Below are 21,812 nucleotides of genomic sequence, written 5' to 3'. Positions count from 1 at the left end.
AAACGTGCTGTTTCAGTTCGCGGTCGAGGGCGTACGGCGGCGCGCGCTGAGATCGTGGGCCACGTTCGGCGCGCTGTCGACTGGCGCGGTGGTCTCAGGCGGAACGATCAGGGCAACGAAGCCCTGGCTCGCGCCCTCCAGGCCGAACAGCTTGGTCCGGAGCGTGAAATCGGCCCGTACCGAACGTCGCGCCTGCGCTGCCGCGGCTTGCATGCCGGAGATGCAGGAGATGTCGGTGTCGTAGCACAGCGCCGCCCAGCCCTGCGCAGTCAGCTCTTCCGACGGAGGGTGCAACTCGTGCGGGTGCACAAGCGCCATTTCATAGTGCGGGTGGTCGGGACTGTAGAACGCGGCGGCAAAGGCGAGGCCGTCATCGCCGCCGACGGCGACAAGGGCTCCGTTCGACGCCGTATGCCACAGGCGGTCGAGCTCGGTCACGGCCGGCTCGTAGAAATCGCGGCCCTCGTTCAACGGAACGTAGTTCCGGTACAAGGCATGGAAGGGCGCTACGACTGTGGCCGCGAATGCCGCGATCGCGATCGTCGCAGCGGCGAGATTGATCGTGACGTCGCGGGGGGCGTGATAGCTCGCGCCACACACGATCACGATGACGAACAGGAAGACGCCCTGCAGGCCCCACAGCGGCGGCATGTCGGTGCCGAACACGATCGAGACCAGCGCGGGGAACACCACGGTCCCGATGCTGATCATCGCCAGCAGCCGGAGTCCGGGGTCGAGGCTGAGCGCATCGTTCAGCACGCGGGTGGCGCGGGGCCGGGTCATGGCGAGCCATATGAGGCCGGGGATACCGGCGATGCCGGCCATCGCCAATAGGAAGCCGCTGCCCTCGACCAGGGCGGCCGAGGCGGTCTTGCCGACGTGATGCTCGATCGCATGCGAGAACGGCTGGGCGCCGGTCGTGGCGAGCCAATAGATATGGGGGGCGAGCGCGACCAGGCCGGACAGCGCCGCGATCCAAGGCGCGGACGAGGTGAAATAGGCCCGACGCTCGCCGTGGCACAACGCTGCGACCGCAAAGCCCGCGATCAGGAAGACCGAGTAGTACTTGCCGAGCATGGCGAGTGCCGCGGTCAGGCCGGCCGCGACGGCCCAGCCGACGTGACGTGTCTCGAACGAGCGCAGGAAACACCACGTCGCCAGCGGCCAGCTCGACAGCAGCACGGCGTTGGCGTTGAAGCGTTGCGCGTGCAGTTGATAGACCGGCAGCAGCATGAGCAGCAGCAGGACGACCAGGCGCTTGTCACCGCGCGCGAAACGCCGGGTGATGAGGTCGACGGCCCAGAGGCCGACCGCCGCGTTGGTCAGCGCCAGCAGGTTGAACGACCAGTTGGTCAGCGGAAACACGGTGGTCCAGGCCCGCGCGGCCCAGCCCATCAGCGGCGGATGCTTGGTCGAGCCCCAGTCGAAGCTGCGTCCGAGCGACCAGGTCTCGATCACATCCTGATGGAGATCGCCCCCCAGATAGGCGACCGAGAAATACACCATCCAGACCGCGACGAACCCGACGATCAGGGTTGGAACGGCCCAACCGTCCTCCACGGCGTCGATCCAGATCGTGAGAGCTCTGCGCCACCGGCCTACCGAACCACTGGCCTCGATCGCGATCGCCGGCAACGCAAGACTCATGACTTCGCTTCCACCACGCTTGTCTGGCGCGCAAAGCCCCACCCCGCGCACCGTCCGTGCGCGAGCCCGTGGAGTTCATCGCTGCCGGATTGAACCCTGTTAGAACTGTTAAAAAGAGTTCATGTCGCAAATTGTGAGGCGTGGTGGCCCAATTGCGATCATCTTTGGCCGATGCTGATACGAAACGATGCACGACGGGCAGTTCCCGCCATGGACTGGACCCGCAATCGACAAATTCGCGGTGAACGACGCTGCGCGCTTGCCGCGCTCGGCCAACTAATCGTTGCGTGCGATCGTGTTCAGCCTGGTCAGGTCATGCAGCAGGATGCGGCCGCGTTGCAGATCCAGGATCTTGTCCTTGCGCCAGGCCTGCAACTGGCGGTTCACGCTTTCGCGCGCCGCGCCGACGAAGACGCCGAGCTGTTCCTGCGAGATGTGAACCTCGGAGCCGAAATCCTCCGCCAGCGCGCACAGCCGGCGTGCCAGCCGCACCGGCAGCGGCTGCAGCACGGATTCCTCCATGCGCTCGCTCTGCCAGCGGATGCGCTGGCACAGCAGCTGAATGATCCTGATCGCCACCTTGGGCTCGCGTTCCAGGAAACTGAGGAAATCCTCGCGGCGGAGCACGAACAGCTCGGTTGCTTCACCGGCGGTAGCGTCCGCCGTGCGCTCCTGCCCGTCGAGCACGGCGACCTCGCCGAACAGATCGCCGGGCCCCATGAAGTTGAGCGTCAGCCGGCTGCCGTCAGTGGCACCGGTCTCGATGCGAATCTGGCCGCGCCGCACCCCGAACAGGGCATTGCCGGGGTCGCCCTTCTGGAACAGTACCTCGCCCGACGACAGATGCTGAGTGTGGCAGAGGCTCGAGATTCGCTGCAACTCGTCCGCACCGAGGTCGGCGAACATCGGGTTCATCTTCAGAATGACCGCAAATTCGGCCTGCTTGCTCATCACTATACCTTCGGCAATGGTTCAAAGCCTCAGTTACAGAAACCCCCCGGTCGGAAGTGTGTCATAAGTCACATAATGACGCACGGGCTTCCGACTATTTTGGTCGCGCTGGGAGCGGTCTTCGTTCCGAGAAAATTTCGGATTGAACCGGGTCGGCATTGCCGCACGCTAACCGGTGGAGACCGCTCGCGCCTCGCGCTTGGGACATCGACATGAAGGCATTGAAGATCGCAGGCGGTTTGATTGGCGCCGTCATCGTCGTGCTGGCTCTGGCGCTGGCTTTTGGACTTCCGGCGAGCTTCCTTACGGTGGCCATCCAGGACCGCGTCGAACGTGACACCGGCTATCGCCTGAGCATCGCCGGCTCGGCAAGCGTCAGCCTGTGGCCGTCGCTGCATGCAACCCTGACGGACATCACCGTGCAGGATCCGAAGGAGCGGGACGGCAACAATCGGCTGACGATCGGCAAGCTGCAGGCTGACGTGGCGCTGTCGAGCCTGTGGTCCGGCCGGCCCGACATCGGCGAGATCATCATCGACAAGCCCACACTCTATCTGCCGCTGCTGCGCGAGCGGCTGCGGGATAATGCGCCGCGCAGCCGTGCCTCGGCGAAGCCAGAAGCGGCGCCTGCGGCCCGGATCGAACGGGTCACCGTCAGGGACGGCGCCGTCATCCTCTCCAACCCGCGCGACCGCGTCGAGAATCGTCTCGAGGGCATCGGCGCGACGGCGTCTCTGTCCGATGGCAAGGTCAAGATCACGGGTACGGCCCGGGCCGGCGACCGCCCGGTCACGTTCGACGTCACAGCGCCGGCGCCGGCGCTGCCGATTGACCGCCAGACCCTGCCGGTCGAGTTCAAGATCGACGTGGCCAATGCATTCCGCGGCGGTCTTGCCGGCCGCGCCGACGTTCGCCTGAATGGCCCGGTGGTGATGATCAACGGTCTCAGCGGAACGCTCGGCGATGGCGATTTCAACGGCTGGGCCTCGGTCGATCTGGCGAGCAAGCCGCTGGTGAAGGTCGATCTCGACGTTCGCCGGCTCGACTTGGGAGCGCCTGCCGCGCAGGGCCCTGCCGGCGCGTCGGGATGGAGCACGGCGGCAATCGACTTGCGCGGTCTCAACTACGTCGATGCCCGTGTGAAGCTGTCGGCGACGGACGTCGTTCTCTCCGGGGCCCGCCTCGGTCCGCTCGATCTCGAAGCCTCGCTGGCCGGCGGCCTGCTGAAGGCGACCATCGCCAATCTCGGCGCCTATGAGGGGCAGGCCAGTGGCGAGGTCGTGATCGACGCCTCCACGGGCAATCCGGCCTATGCGATGCACTGTGATCTCGTCGGCATCCGGGCGCTGCCGCTGCTCTCTAACGTCGCCGGATTCGACAAGCTCGATGCGCGGATGCAAGGCAAGCTCGCCTTGCGCTCCAATGGCGCCAGCCAGCAGGCGATCATGAGCAACCTGAGCGGCTCGGCGTTCCTGTTGTTCCAGGACGGCGCGATCCGCGGCATCAACGTTGCGCAGATGATCCGCTCATTGACATCCAATCCGCTGTCGGGATGGCAGGATTCGAAGGAACTGACGACCGATCTCACGCAGCTCTCGGCCTCGTTTCAGGTCGAGCGCGGGCAGGCCGCCACCAGTGACCTTAATTTGGTCGGACCGCTGGTCAAGGTCGCCGGTACGGGGACGATCGATCTGGGCAATCGGGCGCTGGCGATGCGGGTCGAGCCGAAGCTCGTGATGACGACCGAGGGGCAGGGCCGCACCTCGGAGCCGATCGGCCTTGGGATTCCCGTCGTCATCGACGGCCCCTGGAGTCAGCCGCGCTTCTACCCCGACATGGCCGGCATCCTCGACAATCCGGACGCGGCCTACGCCAGGCTCAAGCAGATGGGCCAGGGCCTGTTCGGCAAGGACGGAGCCGGGCTGAACAATTTGATCAACGGCATCGGCGGCCTGATCGGAAATTCTGCGCCCACCGGTGCTGCTGGTCCGAACGGCGCGCCGTCAGCGGCAGCCCCGAATGGGCAGGCCCCGGCCCCCGGCCAATCCGACCTGCTCGGCGGCGATCTCGGATCGGCGATCGGCAATCTGATTCAGCAAGGACTGCAGGGCGCGTCGCCGCCCGCCAAGAGCCGCGGCCGTACGCTGGTTGCGCCCCAGGACGGCGCTGTTTCGCGGCCTCCGGGCGACGCCGGCCAGGGCGCGGCAGAGGCCGCTCCCGCCGAGCCCTTGCAGGACGGTGCCCAGGACAGCCAGCCGATGAACGACGTTCTGAAGCGCATCTTCAATAGGTAATATATGACCGCGACCGGCCGAGTCCGCGAAGGATGTCCCCCGAGCGGTGGATGCAATTCAGGGCCAGCCGCACGATAACGAGGCGCGCGAGCGCGCGCGGCGTGGGCGCCGCTGTGCATGCCATTCTGTGCTAAACGGATGCCGGCGACGGATCGTCTCGCACCCGAGCGGTCCCGTCTCCGAGGTGTTGCTGCCGCGAGGACGGCAGCGGACGCGCCTGTCCGAGGCTGACCTCGGCGATGATGCGCGTGAGGGGTCCGGATGAGCGAGGTCGAGAACAGAGGCTGGTCGTTGCGGCAGGGCCTGTTCGCCAAATACGTCGTGTCGCTGGTCGGGCTCGTCGTGTTCGTCCTGGCCGTGAACGGCGCGACCGAAACCTGGATCAGCTATCAGTCCACCAAGGCGAGCCTGACCGCCGCCATGGCCGAAAAGGCCGACGCCAGCGCCCGGCGGATCGATCAGGCGCTCTCGGATCTGCAGCGGCAGATCAGCTGGGTGACGCGGGCGAGCGCCAACACGCTGGAGCTGCGCCGCGCCGACTATGTGCAGCTGCTGAGTCAGGCACCGGCCGTGCGGCAGTTGTATCAGCTCGACGGACAGGGCCGCGAGCAGCTCAGGGTATCGCGCACCTCGATCTCGTTCTCCTCGGGCAACGACCTGTCGCGCGATCTGCGCTTCACCGACACCGTCACGCATGGAAGCAGCTTCTCGGCCGTGACCTTCAAGGGCGCGCAGCCGATGATGTCGATCTCGGTCGCGCATTCCGGCTTCAATGCCGGTGTGACCGTGGCTGACATCGATCTCGACTTTCTCGAAGACTTCATGACCGAGGCACAGGTCGGCAAGGTCGGCACCGCCTACGTGGTCGATCCGCGCGGCCAGGTGCTGGCGAGCTCCGCGAAAGGGCCGGCCGTCGGCCAGGACCTCGCCAAGCTGCCGCAGGTCGCGGCGGTGCTCGCGCCGGATGGCCAGCCGCTGGCCTCCGGCACGGACACCGCGGGGCATGCCGTGCTCTCGGCGGTCGCGACGCTCCCCAAGCTCGGCTGGTCCGTGTTCTTCGAGCAGTCCACTGCGCACGCGCTGGCGCCGATCCGGGACCAGCTGTTGCGTGGGGCGCTGTTGATCGCGCTCGGTCTTGCCGTGGCGATCCTCGCGGGCTCGCTGCTGGCGCGCCGCATGCTCGTTCCGATCACCGCATTGCGCGCCGGCGCGCGCAAGCTCGGCGCGGGTGACTTCGCCCAGCGCATCGAGGTGAAGACGCATGACGAGCTGGAGGAGCTCGCCGATCAGTTCAACAGCATGGCCGGCCAGCTCGCGCAGTCCTATGCCGTGCTGGAAGCCAAGGTCGAGGAGCGGACGCGCGATCTGGCTCAGTCGATCAATGAGCTGAAGGTGCTCGAGGAGGTCGGACGCGCGGTGGCCTCCTCGCTCGATCTCAATGCCGTGCTGCCGACGGTGGCGGCGCGCGCGCTGGAGATCACGCATGCCGATGCCGTGCTGATCTATTCCTACGATGCCGCGGAACGCCGCTTCAGGCTGGTGGAGGCCAAGGGCGTCGACCGGGACGGCGCGCACAATGTGCTCGACGAGCGCACGAGCCTGCTCTCCGATTCCGTGCGCAGCGGCGAGCCGATCGCGATCGCCGAGCTTGAAAGCGCACCCGATCACCCGCTGCGCGATGTCGCCGTCGCCGCCGGCTTCCGCGCCGTGCTGTTCACGCCGCTGGTCGATCAGCAGGGCGTGCTCGGCGCGCTGGTGGTGCTTCGGCGGGCGGCCGGCACGTTCCCGCCGAACCTGATCGGACTGATGCGGACATTTGCCAACCAGGCCGTGCTGGCGATGCGCAATGCGCGATTGTTCACCGAGGTCGACCAGAAGGGCCGCGAGCTGGCGCTGACCCACGCCACCGTGCAGCAGCAGGCCGCCAAGCTCACCGAGCAGACCGAGCAGCTGCGCGAGTGGAACAAGTCGCTCGAGGAGCGCGTCGAGAAGCAGCTCGCGGAGATCGAGCGGATCAGACGGCTGGAGCGCTTCCTGGCGCCGCAGGTGGCCCAGATCATCGCGTCGTCGGATGGTCACGATGCGCTGCTGGAAAGCCACCGCCGCGAGGTCACGGTCGTGTTCTGCGATCTGCGCGGCTTCACCGCGTTCACCGAGACCACCGAGCCCGAGGAGGCGATGAACGTGCTGCGCGAATATCACGCCGCGCTCGGCAAGCTCATCTTCAAATATGAGGGCACGCTCGATCGCTATGCCGGCGACGGCGTGATGATCCTGTTCAACGCGCCGATCCCGTTCGAGGACCACACCACGCGCGCGGTGAGGATGGCGCTCGAAATGCGCGAAGAGATCGGACAATTGACCGAGCGCTGGAAAAACCGCGGCCACAGCCTGGGGTTCGGCGTCGGCATTGCGCTGGGATATGCGACGCTCGGCCAGGTCGGCTTCGAGCACCGGCTGGAATATGCCGCGATCGGCAGCGTCACCAATCTCGCCTCGCGGCTGTGCGACGAGGCCAAGGCGGGACAGGTGATCGTGTCGCGTCGTGTCTACGGCGTGGTCGAACAGTCGGTCGACGCCAGGCCGATCGACGACCTGCATCTGAAGGGATTCAACCACCCGGTGCTGGCGATGGAGATTTTGCGCTGGCGGGGAGAGGGTATCGACGTGTTGGACGTCCCAGCGGAGCCGCGGCGTTCGTCGGCGACCAACAAGTAGGGTGGGCAAAGGCGCCTGGGCGGTGCTTGTTGCTTGGCAGCAGTCTCACGCGCCGCGCCCACCGTCTCAATCCGACGAAGAACGGCGGGCACGCGCCGCCTCCGGCGGCGCTTTGCCCACTCTACACCTTGGCAACTAATAGGCCTGCTTCGCGTCGGCCTCCTCGCTGGTCTGGATCAGGTCGAGGCTCGCCTCGATCTTGCCGATCAGGCGGTCGAACGTCCTGCGCTCGTCGCCGGACAGGCATGCCATGATTTCGCGCTCGCGCTGCTGCAAACGCGGGATCAACTCCTCGTACAGCGTCTTGCCCTTCCGTGTGAGGCGCAGGCGGAACTCGCGGCGATCCTCGGTGTTCTCGACCCGCTCGATCAGCCGCCGCTCCAGCAGCGACGTCACGGCCCGGCTGATGGTCGATTTGTGCGTGCGGGTGCACGCTGCGACATATTGCGCGCTGCAGGCCTCGCGGCGGAAGCCGAGCGTCGCCAGCACGCGCCATTCCGGAATGTCGAGCCCATAGCGCTCGCGATACTCGACGGCGAGCGCCGCGCTGACCTCCGCGGCCAGACGGTTGAGCCGGAATGGCGCGAACTTGAACAGGTCGAGCCGCTCGTCGTCCTGCGGCACCGCGGCATTTCGGTCATCCTCGACCGGCTTCGCCTGCTGCCTGGACGCCGCGGGAGATGGCTTCGCCAAGATCGCGCTCCGATTTTTGAGTTGACGCGGCCGAAGCCGTCGGCTTTAGAATAGTTGCAGGTGAGACTATCTGGCAAGACGGCCAGATGGCCTCGCCCGAGGAAATGTCGGTCGCTTCGAAAATCGTCGCGTCGAAAAGTCCAAGAAAACCACAAGGCGAGCAAGCCATGGTGCAGGCCAATCCGGGGCAGGGCGCGGGCCAGGCGAAGGTTCAGTTCGGCTATCATCGGCACGAAGACCAGGATCAGGCCACGCCGGCCGCGCATCCGGTCGTCGTCGTAGGTGCGGGTCCCGTCGGGCTGTCGTTCGCGATCGATCTCGCGCAGCGCGGCCATGCGGTGGTCGTGCTCGATGATGCCGATCGTATCGGCGAGGGCTCGCGTGCGATCTGCTTTTCGAAGCGCTCGCTGGAATATTGGGATCGGCTCGGCGTCGGCGACCGGATGGTCGACAAGGGCGTGGTGTGGAACGTCGGCCGCATCTTCCACGGCCCGTCCGAGCTCTATCAGTTCAACCTGTTGCCGGAGCCCGGGCACAAGCGGCCGGCCTTCATCAACCTGCAGCAGTTCTACGCCGAGGCCTATCTGGTCGATCGCGTCAACGCGCTGCCGGCGATCTCGCTGCGCTGGCGCAACAAGGTCACCGCGCTCGAACAGCGCAATGATCACGTGGTGCTGACGATCGAGACGCCGGACGGCCCGTATCGGCTGTCGGCGCAATATGTGATCGCCTGTGATGGCGCGCGCTCCTCGCTGCGCCAGATGGTCGGCGCGGGCTTCTCCGGCAAGGTGTTCGAGGATCAGTTCCTGATCGCCGACGTCAGGATGACGGCCGAATTCCCCACCGAGCGCTGGTTCTGGTTCGATCCGCCGTTCCACGCCGGACGCTCGGCGCTGTTGCACCGGCAGCCGGACAATGTCTGGCGCATCGACCTGCAGCTCAGCCGCTATGCCGATCCCAACGTCGAGAAGCAGCCGGAGAATGTGCGGCCACGGATCGCGCGCATGCTCGGCCATGACCAGTTCGAATTCGAGTGGATCTCGCTCTATAAATTCCAGTGCCGGCGCATGGAGCGCTTCATTCATGGTCGCGTCGTCTTCGCCGGCGACTCTGCCCATCAGGTTTCGCCGTTCGGCGCACGCGGGGCCAATTCGGGGCTGGAGGATGCCGAGAATCTGGCCTGGAAGCTCGATCGCGTGCTGCGCGGAAGCTCGCCCGCGGCGCTGCTCGACACCTACCATCTGGAGCGAAGCGCGGCGGCCGACGAGAACATTCGCGAGTCGACGCGCGCGACGGATTTCATGGCGCCGAACTCGCACCAGGAGGCGCGGCTTCGCAAAGTGGTGCTCGCGCTCGCCCGGGATACCGAATTCGGCAAGCGCATGGTCAATGGCGGCCGGCTGTCGGTTCCCTCGGTCTACGAGACGCCGCTGTCGACCGAAGATGACGAGGCCTGGGAGACCGGACCGCGCCCGGGGACATCGATGCCGGATGCGCCGCTGAAGGCAGCCGACGGACGGCACCTCCATCTTACCGATGCGTTCAACGCTCAGGGCCGGCGCTTCACGCTGCTGTCGTTTGCCAATGGTGAGGCGATCGACGTGCCCGACGATGTCGGTGTCATCCGCGTCGGCGACCCGAATGGCCTCACCGATGGCGAGGGCTTCGCGGTCAAGCGTTACGGTGCCAAACCCGGCACATCCTATCTGCTGCGTCCGGATGGCTATGTCGCGGCGCGCTTCCGGCACCCGAGCCGCGCCGCGATCGCGGCGGCGGTCGCACGCGCCTGCGGCCTGAACTGAGGAAGCCGCAACGATGACGCTCTCGACCGCCTCCAATTTCCCCAAGCCCGACGATGCCTTCCGCGCCATTGTCGAAGCCCATCGCGGCCTCTCGGACCTCGAAAGCGCCGACCTCGATGCGGCATTGGTCCTGATCCTCGCCAATCACATCGGCGACATCGGCGTCCTGCGCGACGCGATCACGCTGGCGAAACGCAGCATGGCTGATGCCGGTCAACAGCAACAACAACAGCAGCAATAGGCTGCCGCGCACACAAGGAATGAACTGATGGCGAAAGGTTTCGCTTCCACGACGGATCTCACCGAGAAGAAGGTGACCTTCTCCGAGATCGGCCCGGATCTCTATGCCTTCACCGCGGAGGGCGATCCGAACTCGGCGGTGATCGTCGGCGATGACGGCTGCATCGTGTTCGATGCGCAGGCGACGCCGGCGATGGCCAACAAGGTGATCGAGCGCGTCAAGACCGTCACCGACAAGCCGATCAAATATGTCGTGCTGTCGCATTACCACGCGGTGCGCGTGCTTGGCGCTTCGGCCTATCACGCCCAGGGCATCGTCGCCTCGCAGGAGACGCGCCGACTGATCGTCGAGCGCGGCCAGCAGGACTGGGATTCCGAATACGGCCGCTTCCCGCGCCTGTTCCAGGACGCCGAGAGCATCCCCGGCCTGACCTGGCCGACGCTGACTTTCGAAGGCGAGATGACGATCCATCTCGGCAAGCGCGAGGTGCAGCTGATCCAGCTCGGCGCCGGCCACACCTCCGGCGACATCGTCGCCTGGGTGCCGGACGCCGAGGTGATGTTCTCCGGCGACCTCATCGAATATCATTCGGCCTGCTATTGCGGCGACGCCTATCTGCGCGAATGGCCGTCGACCTTGAACGAGATCCGCGACTTCAATCCCAAGGCGATCGCGCCCGGTCGCGGCGATGCGCTGAAAGGCGAGGCCACCGTGCGCGAGGCGATCGCGATGACGCGCGACTTCGTCAGCTCGCTGTACGGCGCGGCCGAGATGTCGGTCGCGAAGGGACGCAGCCTGAAGGAATCCATGGCCGCCACGCGCGACGTGATGGACCCGAAGTTCTCGAGCTTCGCGATCTACGAGCACTGCCTGCCGTTCAACGTGTCGCGCGCCTATGACGAGGCCAGTGGCATCGACGATCCCGTGATCTGGACCGCCGAGCGCGACCGCGAGATGTGGGCCCGCCTGCAAGGAGAAGGATGATGAACGTCAACACATCGCCTGACCAGCTCAACCGCGCCACGGGGCAGGTTACGCCGGGCTACATGTCGGGCTTCGGCAATTCGTTCGAGACCGAAGCGCTGCCTGGTGCGCTGCCAATCGGGCGCAACTCGCCGCAGCGCTGCGCCTATGGTCTCTATGCCGAGCAGCTCTCGGGCTCGCCGTTTACGGCGCCGCGCGGGTCCAACGAGCGCTCATGGCTGTATCGCATCCGTCCGTCGGTGAAGCATTCCGGCCGCTTCACACGCGTCGATGCCGGGCTGTGGCGCACCGCGCCCTGCCACGAGCAGGAGATCACGGTACAGCAGCTGCGCTGGGATCCGACTCCGATGCCGTCGGGCGAGGTGACGTTCCTGCAGGGCGTGCAGACCATGACGACGGCGGGCGATGCGGCGACGCAGGCCGGCATGGCGACGCATGTCTACGTCATCACCAGGTCGATGGTCGATCAGCACTTCTACGACGCCGACGGCGAGCTGATGTTCGTGCTGCAGCAGGGCCGCCTGTTGTTCGTCACGGAGTTCGGCCGCATCGATGCCGAGCCCGGCGAGATCGTCGTGATCCCGCGCGGCGTGAAGTTCCGGGTCGAGATTCCGGCCGGACCTGCGCGCGGCTATCTGTGCGAGAACTACGGCGGCGCCTTCACCCTGCCGGAGCGCGGCCCGATCGGCGCGAATTGCCTTGCCAATGCCCGCGACTTCCTGACGCCGGTGGCGTCGTATGAGGACAAGGACACCCCGACCGAGCTCTATGTGAAGTGGGGTGGCGCGCTGTTCAAGACCGAGCTGAAGCACTCTCCGATCGACGTCGTCGCCTGGCACGGCAACTACGCGCCCTACAAATACGACCTGCGCACCTTCTCGCCGGTCGGCGCGATCGGCTTCGATCATCCCGATCCGTCGATCTTCACCGTGCTGACCTCACCGTCGGAGACGGCGGGCACCGCCAACATCGACTTCGTGATCTTCCCGGAGCGCTGGATGGTCGCTGACAACACCTTCCGCCCGCCGTGGTATCACATGAACATCATGTCGGAGTTCATGGGCCTGATCTACGGCGTCTACGACGCCAAGCCGCAGGGCTTCGTGCCGGGCGGCATGTCCTTGCACAATTGCATGCTGCCGCACGGCCCGGACCGCGAGGCGTTCGATCACGCCAGCAATGGCGAGTTGAAGCCCGTCAAGCTCACCGGCACCATGGCCTTCATGTTCGAGACGCGCTTCCCGCAGCGGATCACCAGGCACGCAGCGGAGTCCGGCACCTTGCAGCCTGACTATGCCGATTGCTGGAACGGACTGGAGAAGCGGTTTGATCCGAACAGGCCTTAGCGCGAACTATGTCAATGCCGTCATGGCCGGGCTTGACCCGGCCATCCACGTCTATCGTCCCGCCGGCTAGATGGATGCCCGGGCCTTCGCGCCGAAGCGGCTTCGGCCGCGCAGGCGGGTCAAGCCCGGGCATGACGACCCGGTTTGGAGAAGCATTTTGACCCACCCCAACGACCCCTCACTCCGCTCCTTCATTCCGGCCGATCCGGCCTCGGACTTTCCGATCCAGAACCTGCCCTATGGCGTGTTCTCCGCCGCCGATTCGCCGAAGCCGCGCGTCGGTGTCGCCATTGGCGATTTCGTGCTCGATCTCGCCGTGCTCGAAGATGAGGGCCTGCTCGACCTGTCGCCGGCCTATGAGGTGTTCGCGCAATCCTCGCTGAATGCCTTCATGGCGCTCGGCCCCGCCGTGTGGTCGAAGACCCGCGCGGCGATCAGCGCACTGCTGCGCCATGACAATCCGCGCCTGCGTGACGACAAGCCGCTGCGCAGCCGCGCGCTGCTGCCGCGCAACGACGTCAACCTGCACTTGCCGTTTCACGTCGCCGGCTACACCGACTTCTATTCGTCGAAGGAGCACGCCACCAATGTCGGCGTCATGTTCCGCGGCAAGGACAACGCGCTGCAGCCGAACTGGCTGCACATGCCGATCGGCTATAACGGCCGCGCGTCGACCGTGGTCGTCTCCGGCACCAAGGTGCGCCGGCCGCGCGGGCAGCTGAAGCCGCCGAGCGCCGACGTGCCGAGCTTCGGCCCGTGCAAGCGGCTCGATTTCGAGCTGGAGATGGGCGTCGTCATCGGCCAATCATCTCCGCTCGGCGAGATGCTGACCGAGGCGCAGGCGGAGGCGATGATCTTCGGCTTCGTGTTGCTCAACGACTGGAGCGCGCGCGACATCCAGCAATGGGAGTACGTCCCGCTCGGGCCGTTCCAGGCCAAGGCGTTCGCGACCTCGATCAGTCCATGGGTGGTGACATCAGAGGCGCTGGAGCCGTTCCGGGTGGCCGGGCCAACGCAGGACCCGGTGCCGCTGCCCTACCTGCAGCAGAAGGCCGCGCAGAACTACGATCTCGCGCTCGACGTCGCCTTGCGTGCGTCGGGCAGCAACGCCGCGCAGACCATCGCGCAGACCAATTTCAAGTACATGTACTGGTCGAGCGTGCAGCAGCTGATGCACCATGCCTCGTCAGGGTGTGTCATGAGCGTCGGCGATCTCCTGGGGAGTGGCACCATCTCCGGCCCGGAGAAGCACCAGCGCGGGAGCCTGCTCGAGATCAGCTGGAACGGCACCGAGCCCATCGAACTCGCCGGCGGCGTGAAGCGCACGTTCCTGGAGGACGGCGATTCGCTGGTGATGCGCGGCTGGTGCCAGGGCAACGGCTATCGCGTCGGCTTCGGCGAGGTCGAAGGCACGATCGTCGCAGCGGAGTAGCCGCCCCATCCACTGCCGTCATTCCGGGGCGGCCCGCAGGGCCGAGCCCGGAATCCATAGTGACGGGAAGAGAGCTCAACGCTCCACTGGCGGCACGTGCTTCACGCCGGCGACGAAGGCGGCAACATCCTCGGCCGCATATTTCAGGTGAACGCGCTTGTCCGACGGCACTTGTTTCACGGTGCAGACCCCCGGCCGCCACTGCCGCGCCGGCCGGATCGGCCGCGGCGCGAAGCCGCCGCCGCAGTTCGGGCAGACGTTGAACAGCCTGGTCTCGACGCAGTCGGCGCAGAAGGTGCATTCATAGGAGCAGATGCGCGCGTCCTGCGCGGCCGGCGGCAGGTCCTTGTCGCAATATTCGCAATTGGGCCGAAGCTGCAGGGCCATGGGCGTCTCGCAGGTCAGGGAGCACGGCAATCGTCGCAAAAGTGATGGGGATGTTGAAGGGCGCAAATCCCTCGATTCGCGCCGTATGAGCTCAGCCGGTCGATAGCGACGCCAGCGGCAGCTTGGCGCTTTCCTTGAGACGGTCGAGCACGATCGAGGAGCGCACGTGCGCCACGCTCTGGTGTGGCATCAGCACGTTGTTGACGATGTCTGACAGGCTCTTGAGGTCGCGCAGCACCACCTTCAGCAGGTAGTCGGAATCGCCCGTCAGCGCGTAGGCCTCCTGGATGTCGTCGATGCGGTTCACCAGCGCGCGAAACTTCTCGGCGTTGTCGGGCGAATGCGTCGCCAGCGTGATCTGGATGAAGGCGATCAGCTCGAAGCCGAGCGCTTGGCTGGCGAGCTGGGCGCGGTAGCCGGCGATGACGCCGTCCTCCTCCAGCCGCATCCGCCGCCGCGAGCATTGCGAGGCCGAGAGCCCGGCGATCTCGGCCAGCTCCTGGTTGGTCAGGCGACCGTCATCCTGGAGCGCGGCCAAGATGCGGAGATCGAAGCTATCGACGAAGTTCATGCGCTATCTCCCCTAATCATGCACGGATCGTGCATATCTCGGCGAAAATGACAATGGTTTGCATGCTCCATGCATCGAATTGGGGAGATCATGAACCCAATCAGCCTAGGAGCTTGCCATGGGTCCGTTTCCGCACGATGCGCCGCCTGCCACCATCTCCGCCGACAACCCGATGGGCACGGATGGCTTCGAGTTCGTCGAATATGCGCATCCCGACGCCGGCGAGCTGCATGCCCTGTTCAAGCTGATGGGCTTCGTGGCGGTCGCGCGCCACAAGACCAAGGCGATCACGCTGTATCGCCAGGGCGACATCAACTATCTCGTCAACGAGGAGCCCGGCAGCCACGGTCACGACTTCGTCGCCGCGCACGGCCCCTGCGCGCCGTCTATGGCGTTCCGCGTGGTCGATGCCAACAAGGCTTACGCGCGCGCGATCGCGCTCGGCGCCGAGCCGGCCGACCTGCCCGCATCGCAGAAGACGCTGGACGTTCCTGTGATCAAGGGCATCGGCGGCAGCCTGCTGTATCTGGTCGATCGCTATGGCGCCAAGGGCTCGGCCTATGATCTCGAATTCGACTGGACCGGCGCGCGCGACCCGCGGCCCGCGGGCTCGGGCCTCTACTATATCGATCACCTGACCCACAATGTGCATCGCGGCCGCATGAACGTGTGGGCCGGCTTCTACGAAAAGCTGTTCAACTTCCGCCAGATCCGCTTCTTCGACATCGAGGGCCGCGCCTCGGGCCTGTTCTCGCGCGCGCTGACCAGCCCCGACGGCAAGATCCGGATTCCGATCAACGAGGACGCCGGCGATTCCGGGCAGATCGAGGAGTATCTGAAGATCTATCGCGGCGAAGGCATCCAGCACATCGCCTGCGGCGCCCGCGATATCTACTCGACCGTCGAGGGCCTGCGCGCCGCCGGCCTGCCGTTCATGCCGTCGCCGCCCGACACCTATTTCGAGCGCATCGACGCGCGTTTGCCCAAGCATGGCGAGGACCTCGCCCGGCTGCAGAGAAACGGCATCCTGATCGACGGCGAGGGCGTCGTTGCCGGCGGTCACACCAAGGTGCTGCTGCAGATCTTCTCGGCCAATGCCATCGGTCCGATCTTCTTCGAGTTCATCCAGCGCAAGGGCGACGACGGTTTTGGCGAAGGCAACTTCAAGGCGCTGTTCGAGTCGATCGAGGAGGACCAGATCCGCCGCGGCGTGCTCAAGGTCGAGGCGGCGGAGTAGGGCCGTTCATCGGTGTGTGTTGTTCTCGCTGATGCAGCCCAGACTTCCGCTGTAGCCCTGGATTGCTTCCGCCTTCTCTTCGAGCTTCGGCGGACAAGTCGTTGCGCACGCAATGACGGTGTGTGTGGGACGCACGCCTTCGCTCCACAGACAGTGTCGTCCCGGCGAACGCCGGGACCCATACCGCGTGATGTATCGGTCGGGCACAGTCATCGATAATTTTCGCCACACGACGGCCGGTGGCTATGGGTCCCGGCGTTCGCCGGGACGACACCGAGTTTGAGGCAGGGGCGTGGCCAACTCACTCAGATCGGAATAGTCGCGTAGCGCACCGTCGGCGCGACCGCAGCCGTCCGCTTAACGCCCAGCCTTCCAAGCATTCACCAGCGTCCCGATCTCCGTCACCTCCGGCTCACGGATGGTCGACGGCGTCCGTGAGAACCTTGGCGCTGGCGCGGGCTGCGTCACGCCGTGCCGCTGGACGAACACGCCGCGCGCGGCCATGTGGGCGTGCTTGGGCGCCTCCGACATCGTCAGCACCGGCGCGAAGCAGATGTCGGTGCCTTCCATGATCGCGCACCATTCCTCCCGCGTCTTGCTCTTGAACACGCTGACCAGCTTCTCCTTCAGCGCCGGCCATGCGCGCGGATCCATCTGTGCATCGAAGGCGGGATCGGAGAGATCGGCGTGCTGCCGCAGCAGCGCGTAGAACTGCGGCTCGATCGAGCCGATCGAGATGAAGTTGCCGCAGGCGCATTCGTAGACGCCGTAGAAGTGCGCGCCGCCATCGAGGAAGTTGCGCTCGCGCCCCTCGGTCCAGCGGCCCATCGCGGTGAGGTCGAAGAACATCGCGAGCAGCGAGGCCGCGCCGTCGCACATCGCGGTGTCCACCACTTGTCCCTTGCCGGACTTTGACGCTTCCAGCAGCGCGGCAAGCACACCGACGACGAGGTAGAGCGCGCCGCCGCCGAAGTCGCCGACCAAGTTGAGCGGCGGCACCGGGCGCTCCCGGGGTCCGATCGCGGCCAGCGCGCCGGTGATCGAGATATAGTTGATGTCGTGACCGGCCGCATGCGCCAGCGGTCCCTCCTGGCCCCAGCCGGTCATGCGGCCGTAGACCAGCTTCGGATTGCGCGCGAGCACCACGTCGGGGCCGAGGCCGAGCCGCTCCATCACGCCGGGCCGGAAGCCTTCGATCAGCGCGTCGGCACCGGCGAGCAGATCGAGCACCTCGGCGATGACCGACTTGTCCTTGAGATCGAGCTCGATCACCTTGCGACCGCGGCCGGCGACCGACTTCATCGTCTTGCGCGCGCCGACACGATCCAGCGTCACCACCTCCGCGCCCATGTCCGCCAGCAGCATGCAGGCGAACGGACCCGGTCCGATGCCGGCGAACTCGACGATGCGGAAGCCTGCGAGCGGTCCGGTGGCGCGGGTCTGGTTGTGAGGAGCGGTCTTGTCGAGCACGTCGTTGTGTCCTTGATTCACGCGTCTTTTCGGATCGCGTTCTGATCCGCAATTGTCCCGCGTGCATCAGGCCAACGCAAGCGCGCCGTATGCCGCAAAGCAAAACGGCGCGCATTGCTGCGCGCCGCATGGAATTTGTCGTGCCGTTGCGCGGAATGATCCGCGTTGCGAGGTCAGCCCGCGGCCTGAACCGCGCGCTGCGCCATCACCTTTACGAGATTGGCGCGGTAATCCGCCGAGCCGTGGATGTCGCTGAGCAGGCCACTCGCCGGGATGCTGACCCCGTCGATCGCCGACGCCGACCAGTTCGACTTCAAAGCCGCCTCGATCGCGGGCACGCGCATCACGCCGCTCTGCGACGCGCCGGTGGCCGCGACGCGGACGTCGCCGCCCTTGGTCTTGGTGACGAACACACCCGTGAGCGCAAAGCGCGACGCCGGGTGGCGCATCTTGGCGTAGCCGGCCTTCTCCGGCACCGGGAACGACACCTCGGTGATGATCTCGCCGTCCTCGAGCGCGGTGGTGAACAGGCCCTTGAAGAAATCATCCGCCGCGATCGACCGCTTGTTGGTCTTCACGGTGGCACCGAGCGAGACCAACGCCGCAGGGAAGTCGGCAGCCGGATCGTTGTTGGCGATCGAGCCGCCGATCGTGCCGCGGGAGCGCACCGCGGGATCGCCGAGCACCGAGGTGAGATGGGCGATGGCAGGGATCGCCTTCTTCACATCGGCATTGGTCATGATGTCGTAATAGGTGGTCGCGGCCTTGATGGTGAGCGTGTCGCCGGCCAACTGGATGCCGATCAGGTCCTTGATCTTGCCGATGTCGATGACATCGGACGGAGCAGCAAGGCGCTGCTTCATGACCGGGATCAAGGTGTGGCCGCCGGCAAGGAACTTGGCTTCGCTGCCCTTGCTGAACAGCGCCGCCGCCTCGTCGACCGAGGAGGCACGGTGATAAGTCGTCTGATACATGGTTGCTCCTCCGTTCGATCAGGCGTTGCCGTGGATCGCGTGCCAGACGCGGTCCGGCGTCGCCGGCATTTCCAGCTTGTTGTTCCCGATCGCATCCGTGATCGCGTTGATCACGGCGGCGGATGCGCCGATCGCGCCGGCCTCGCCGCAGCCCTTCACGCCGAGCGGATTGCCCGGGCACAGGGTCGTGGTGTGGCTGAGCTTGAAGGACGGCACGTCGTCGGCGCGCGGCATCGCGTAGTCCATGAAGGACGCCGTGACCGGCTGGCCGTTGCTATCGTAGATCGCGTGCTCGAGCAGCGCCTGGCCGATGCCCTGGACGAGACCGCCGTGGACCTGACCTTCGACGATCATCGGGTTGATGAGCCGGCCGAAATCGTCCGCCGCCACGAAGTTGACGAACGACGTCTTGCCGGTGGCCTCGTCGACCTCGAGCTCGCAGATATAGGTGCCGGCCGGGAAGGTGAAGTTGGTCGGATCGTAGAAGGCACTCTCCTTCAATCCGGGCTCCATGCCGTCCGGCAGGTTGTGCGCGGTGTAGGCGGCGAGGGCGACCATCGGCAGCGCGATCGACTTGTCGGTGCCGGTCACCTTGAACTCGCCGTTCTCGATGACGATGTCGCCTTCCGAAGCCTCCAGCGCATGCGCTGCGATCTTCTTGGCCTTGGCCTCGACCTTCTCCATCGCCTTGAGGATCGCGGTGAGGCCGACTGCGGCCGAGCGCGAGCCGTAGGTGCCCATGCCGAACTGCACCTTGTCGGTGTCGCCATGAACGATCGAGACCTGGCTGATCGGCACGCCCAGGCGCTCGGCGATGAGCTGGCAGAAGGTGGTCTCGTGGCCCTGGCCGTGGCTGTGCGAGCCTGTGAGCACCTCGATGGTGCCGACCGGGTTGACGCGGATCTCAGCCGATTCCCACAGACCGACGCCGGCGCCAAGGCTGCCGACTGCCTTCGACGGCGCGATGCCGCAGGCCTCGATGTAGCAGGAGAAGCCGATGCCACGCAGCTTGCCTTGCGCCTTGGCGGCCGCCTTGCGGCCTGCGAAGCCGGCATAGTCGATGGCCTTCAGCGCCGCGTCGAGCGAGGCGTTGAAGTCGCCGGTGTCGTAGGCCATGATCACCGGGGTCTGGTGCGGGAACTGGGTGATGAAGTTCTTGCGCCGCAGCTCGGCCGGATCGACCTTGAGCTGACGCGCCGCGGTCTCCATCAGCCGCTCCAGCAGATAGCTCGCCTCAGGGCGTCCGGCGCCGCGATAGGCGTCGACCGGCGTGGTGTTGGTGTAGACGCCCATCACCTCGGCATAGATCGCCGGGATGTTGTACTGGCCCGACAGCAGGGTCGCGTACAGATAGGTCGGCACCGAGGACGAGAACAGCGACATGTAGGCGCCGAAATTGGCGTGGGTCTTGACCCGCAGCCCCAGGATCTTGTTGTCGGCATCGAGCGCCATCTCCGCCTTGGAGATGTGGTCGCGGCCGTGCGCGTCGGTCAGGAACGCCTCGGTGCGGTCGCCGGTCCACTTCACCGGGCGGCCGACCTTCTTGGAGGCCCACAGCGCCACCATCTCCTCGGGATAGATGAAGATCTTGGAGCCGAAGCCGCCGCCGACGTCGGGCGCGATGACGCGCAGCTTGTGCTCCGGCGCGATGTTGTAGAACGCCGACAGCACCAGGCGGGCGACGTGCGGATTCTGCGACGTCGTGTAGAGCGTGAAGTGCTCCTCGGCGGCGTCGTAGTCGGCGATCGCCGCGCGCGGCTCCATCGCGTTGGGTGCGAGCCGGTTGTTGGTCAATTCCAGCGTGACGACGTTGGCGGCCTTGGCGAAGGCGGCGTTGACCGCTCCCTCGTCGCCAATATGCCAGTCATAGACGACGTTGCCGGGGGCCTCCGGGTGAAGCTGCGGCGCGCCGGGCTTCAGCGCGGAGGGCATGTCGGCCACTGCCGGCAGCTCTTCATATTCCACCACGACGGCTTCGGCCGCGTCACGGGCGAGGTTCTTGCTCTCGGCGATCACCACAGCGACGGCCTGGCCGACGAACCGCACGGTCTCCGGCGCCATCGCCGGCCATGCTCCCATCTTCATCGGCGAGCCGTCTTTCGAGGTGATGGCCCAGCCGCAGATCAGGTTGCCGACCTTGTCGTCGACGATCTGCCTGCCGGTCAGCACCGCGACCACGCCCGGCATCGCCTCGGCGGCCGAGGAGTCGATGCTCTTGACCTTGGCATGCGCGTGCGGGCTGCGGATGAAATGGGCAAAGGTCATGCCCACCAGTTTGACGTCGTCGACGTAGCGGCCCTTGCCGGTGATGAAACGCTTGTCCTCCTTGCGGACGACGCTGGCGCCAATGCCTTCCATACCCATGCGAATCTCTCCCCTACCGGAGTTCTATTGTCCCGCCGCGGCCATCGCGCGCTGCGGTCGTGGTCTCGGTATTGCGGTAAACGGCGGCTCTCGCCGGCCTCATTCGGCAGCTTGCGCGACCTTCATCCGTCCGGCAGCATCGAGCACGGCCCTGACGATGTTGTGATAGCCGGTGCAGCGGCAGATGTTGCCTTCCAGCTCCTCACGCACCGTGCTCTCGTCGAGCTCGCCTCCGTGGCGGTGCACAATATCGATGGCCGACATGATCATGCCCGGCGTGCAATAGCCGCATTGCAGGCCGTGATTGTCGCGGAAGGCGGCCTGCATCGGATGCAGCTCGTCGCCCTTGGCGATGCCTTCGATGGTGGTGACGTTGGCGCCGGCGGCCTGGCCGGCCAGCACGGTGCAGGATTTCACGGCACGGCCGTCGATATGGACGACGCAGGCGCCGCATTGGCTGGTGTCACAGCCGACATGGGTGCCGGTGAGATTGAGATGATCCCGCAGGAGGTGAACGAGCAGGGTGCGATCCTCGGCCTCGACCGAGACCGCCTTGCCGTTCACCGTCAGTTTGACTGTCGACACGAGTAACCTCCCGATGAATTTTTCTTATTCTGATTAGAAACAGCGCCCTCAGGACTTTGCAACTCGAATTTTCGTCTCTGATGTCATTGCGACGTCTTGCGCGCGGCCTCGGCGAT

At 65.8% G+C, this 21,812-nt stretch carries 17 protein-coding genes; 8 read left to right on the top strand and 9 right to left on the bottom strand.

Annotated elements, in window-relative coordinates; translation table 11 throughout:
* Positions 1–12: 12 nt before the first annotated feature.
* Together ACQR10_RS00750 and ACQR10_RS00745 are read right to left on the bottom strand one after the other, a co-directional pair.
* On the bottom strand, positions 13–1,647 hold the full coding sequence (locus tag ACQR10_RS00750) for a glycosyltransferase family 39 protein (protein WP_316215274.1): 1,635 nt from the start codon (positions 1,645–1,647) through the stop codon (positions 13–15).
* A gap of 276 nt (positions 1,648–1,923) precedes the next feature.
* Positions 1,924–2,598 (bottom strand): Crp/Fnr family transcriptional regulator, encoded by a 675-nt coding sequence (locus tag ACQR10_RS00745; protein WP_315801723.1) that lies wholly within the window; start codon positions 2,596–2,598, stop codon positions 1,924–1,926.
* Between the two features lie 212 nt (positions 2,599–2,810).
* Between ACQR10_RS00745 and ACQR10_RS00740 the strand changes: the two genes are divergently transcribed.
* Together ACQR10_RS00740 and ACQR10_RS00735 are read left to right on the top strand one after the other, a co-directional pair.
* Positions 2,811–4,892, top strand: a complete 2,082-nt coding sequence (locus ACQR10_RS00740) for an AsmA family protein (RefSeq protein WP_315801722.1) — start codon at positions 2,811–2,813, stop codon at positions 4,890–4,892.
* 261 nt (positions 4,893–5,153) lie between these two features.
* Positions 5,154–7,610, top strand: coding sequence for an adenylate/guanylate cyclase domain-containing protein (locus ACQR10_RS00735; protein WP_315801721.1), 2,457 nt, complete (start codon positions 5,154–5,156; stop codon positions 7,608–7,610).
* A 135-nt stretch (positions 7,611–7,745) separates the two neighbouring features.
* Here the strand turns inward: ACQR10_RS00735 and ACQR10_RS00730 are convergent, their stop codons facing one another.
* On the bottom strand, positions 7,746–8,303 hold the full coding sequence (locus ACQR10_RS00730; protein WP_434838196.1) for a MarR family winged helix-turn-helix transcriptional regulator: 558 nt from the start codon (positions 8,301–8,303) through the stop codon (positions 7,746–7,748).
* 167 nt (positions 8,304–8,470) lie between these two features.
* On the opposite strand from ACQR10_RS00730, the gene ACQR10_RS00725 reads away from it, so the two are divergent.
* From ACQR10_RS00725 to fahA, 5 genes are all read left to right on the top strand, one after another.
* Positions 8,471–10,105: an FAD-dependent oxidoreductase gene (locus tag ACQR10_RS00725; protein WP_316238035.1), complete on the top strand. Its 1,635-nt coding sequence runs from the start codon at positions 8,471–8,473 to the stop codon at positions 10,103–10,105.
* Between the two features lie 13 nt (positions 10,106–10,118).
* Positions 10,119–10,346 carry a DUF2783 domain-containing protein gene (locus ACQR10_RS00720; protein WP_315801718.1) on the top strand — a complete coding sequence of 76 codons (228 nt, stop codon included), beginning with the start codon at positions 10,119–10,121 and terminating at the stop codon, positions 10,344–10,346.
* Positions 10,347–10,373: 27 nt separating this feature from the next.
* A complete protein-coding gene (locus tag ACQR10_RS00715; protein WP_315801717.1) occupies positions 10,374–11,330 on the top strand; it encodes an MBL fold metallo-hydrolase in 957 nt (318 codons plus the stop codon).
* Positions 11,330–12,676, top strand: coding sequence for a homogentisate 1,2-dioxygenase (gene hmgA / locus ACQR10_RS00710; RefSeq protein WP_316179256.1), 1,347 nt, complete (start codon positions 11,330–11,332; stop codon positions 12,674–12,676). The genes ACQR10_RS00715 and hmgA overlap by 1 nt, the downstream gene beginning before the upstream one ends.
* A 157-nt stretch (positions 12,677–12,833) precedes the next feature.
* Complete coding sequence (gene fahA / locus ACQR10_RS00705; protein ID WP_315801715.1) at positions 12,834–14,108, top strand: fumarylacetoacetase; 1,275 nt, start codon at positions 12,834–12,836, stop codon at positions 14,106–14,108.
* Positions 14,109–14,183: 75 nt separating this feature from the next.
* On the opposite strand, the gene ACQR10_RS00700 is transcribed toward fahA, so the two are convergent.
* Both ACQR10_RS00700 and ACQR10_RS00695 read right to left on the bottom strand, forming a co-directional pair.
* A complete protein-coding gene (locus tag ACQR10_RS00700) occupies positions 14,184–14,495 on the bottom strand; it encodes a DUF1272 domain-containing protein (RefSeq protein ID WP_315801714.1) in 312 nt (103 codons plus the stop codon).
* A 91-nt stretch (positions 14,496–14,586) separates the two neighbouring features.
* A complete protein-coding gene (locus tag ACQR10_RS00695; RefSeq protein ID WP_316238039.1) occupies positions 14,587–15,066 on the bottom strand; it encodes an Lrp/AsnC family transcriptional regulator in 480 nt (159 codons plus the stop codon).
* Between the two features lie 118 nt (positions 15,067–15,184).
* Here ACQR10_RS00695 and hppD point away from each other — a divergent pair, with 118 nt between their 5' ends.
* A complete protein-coding gene (hppD, locus tag ACQR10_RS00690) occupies positions 15,185–16,303 on the top strand; it encodes a 4-hydroxyphenylpyruvate dioxygenase (RefSeq protein ID WP_316215266.1) in 1,119 nt (372 codons plus the stop codon).
* Between the two features lie 357 nt (positions 16,304–16,660).
* Here the strand turns inward: hppD and ACQR10_RS00685 are convergent, their stop codons facing one another.
* From ACQR10_RS00685 to ACQR10_RS00670, 4 genes are all read right to left on the bottom strand, one after another.
* Positions 16,661–17,773, bottom strand: a complete 1,113-nt coding sequence (locus ACQR10_RS00685) for a CaiB/BaiF CoA transferase family protein (RefSeq protein WP_434838216.1) — start codon at positions 17,771–17,773, stop codon at positions 16,661–16,663.
* A 173-nt stretch (positions 17,774–17,946) separates the two neighbouring features.
* Positions 17,947–18,747, bottom strand: a complete 801-nt coding sequence (locus ACQR10_RS00680; RefSeq protein ID WP_316215264.1) for an FAD binding domain-containing protein — start codon at positions 18,745–18,747, stop codon at positions 17,947–17,949.
* 18 nt (positions 18,748–18,765) lie between these two features.
* A complete protein-coding gene (locus ACQR10_RS00675; protein WP_316179263.1) occupies positions 18,766–21,111 on the bottom strand; it encodes a xanthine dehydrogenase family protein molybdopterin-binding subunit in 2,346 nt (781 codons plus the stop codon).
* A 99-nt stretch (positions 21,112–21,210) separates the two neighbouring features.
* Positions 21,211–21,696, bottom strand: coding sequence for a (2Fe-2S)-binding protein (locus tag ACQR10_RS00670; protein ID WP_316215263.1), 486 nt, complete (start codon positions 21,694–21,696; stop codon positions 21,211–21,213).
* Positions 21,697–21,812 lie beyond the last annotated feature (116 nt).

The organism is Bradyrhizobium sp. HKCCYLRH2060 (assembly GCF_051168135.1).
Taxonomy (GTDB): domain Bacteria; phylum Pseudomonadota; class Alphaproteobacteria; order Rhizobiales; family Xanthobacteraceae; genus Bradyrhizobium.
This window is presented reverse-complemented; position numbering and strand designations above follow the sequence as displayed.

Excerpts from the sequence above, each read along its gene's own strand:
- ACQR10_RS00680 (WP_316215264.1), bottom strand. The coding sequence starts at position 18,747 with ATGTATCAGACGACTTATCACCGTGCCTCCTCGGTCGACGAGGCGGCG.
- ACQR10_RS00695 (WP_316238039.1), bottom strand. The coding sequence starts at position 15,066 with ATGAACTTCGTCGATAGCTTCGATCTCCGCATCTTGGCCGCGCTCCAG.
- ACQR10_RS00735 (WP_315801721.1), top strand. The coding sequence starts at position 5,154 with ATGAGCGAGGTCGAGAACAGAGGCTGGTCGTTGCGGCAGGGCCTGTTC.
- ACQR10_RS00740 (WP_315801722.1), top strand. The coding sequence starts at position 2,811 with ATGAAGGCATTGAAGATCGCAGGCGGTTTGATTGGCGCCGTCATCGTC.
- ACQR10_RS00745 (WP_315801723.1), bottom strand. The coding sequence starts at position 2,598 with ATGAGCAAGCAGGCCGAATTTGCGGTCATTCTGAAGATGAACCCGATG.
- hppD (WP_316215266.1), top strand. The coding sequence starts at position 15,185 with ATGGGTCCGTTTCCGCACGATGCGCCGCCTGCCACCATCTCCGCCGAC.
- ACQR10_RS00700 (WP_315801714.1), bottom strand. The coding sequence starts at position 14,495 with ATGGCCCTGCAGCTTCGGCCCAATTGCGAATATTGCGACAAGGACCTG.
- ACQR10_RS00725 (WP_316238035.1), top strand. The coding sequence starts at position 8,471 with ATGGTGCAGGCCAATCCGGGGCAGGGCGCGGGCCAGGCGAAGGTTCAG.
- ACQR10_RS00750 (WP_316215274.1), bottom strand. The coding sequence starts at position 1,647 with ATGAGTCTTGCGTTGCCGGCGATCGCGATCGAGGCCAGTGGTTCGGTA.
- ACQR10_RS00715 (WP_315801717.1), top strand. The coding sequence starts at position 10,374 with ATGGCGAAAGGTTTCGCTTCCACGACGGATCTCACCGAGAAGAAGGTG.
- hmgA (WP_316179256.1), top strand. The coding sequence starts at position 11,330 with ATGAACGTCAACACATCGCCTGACCAGCTCAACCGCGCCACGGGGCAG.
- ACQR10_RS00720 (WP_315801718.1), top strand. The coding sequence starts at position 10,119 with ATGACGCTCTCGACCGCCTCCAATTTCCCCAAGCCCGACGATGCCTTC.
- ACQR10_RS00675 (WP_316179263.1), bottom strand. The coding sequence starts at position 21,111 with ATGGGTATGGAAGGCATTGGCGCCAGCGTCGTCCGCAAGGAGGACAAG.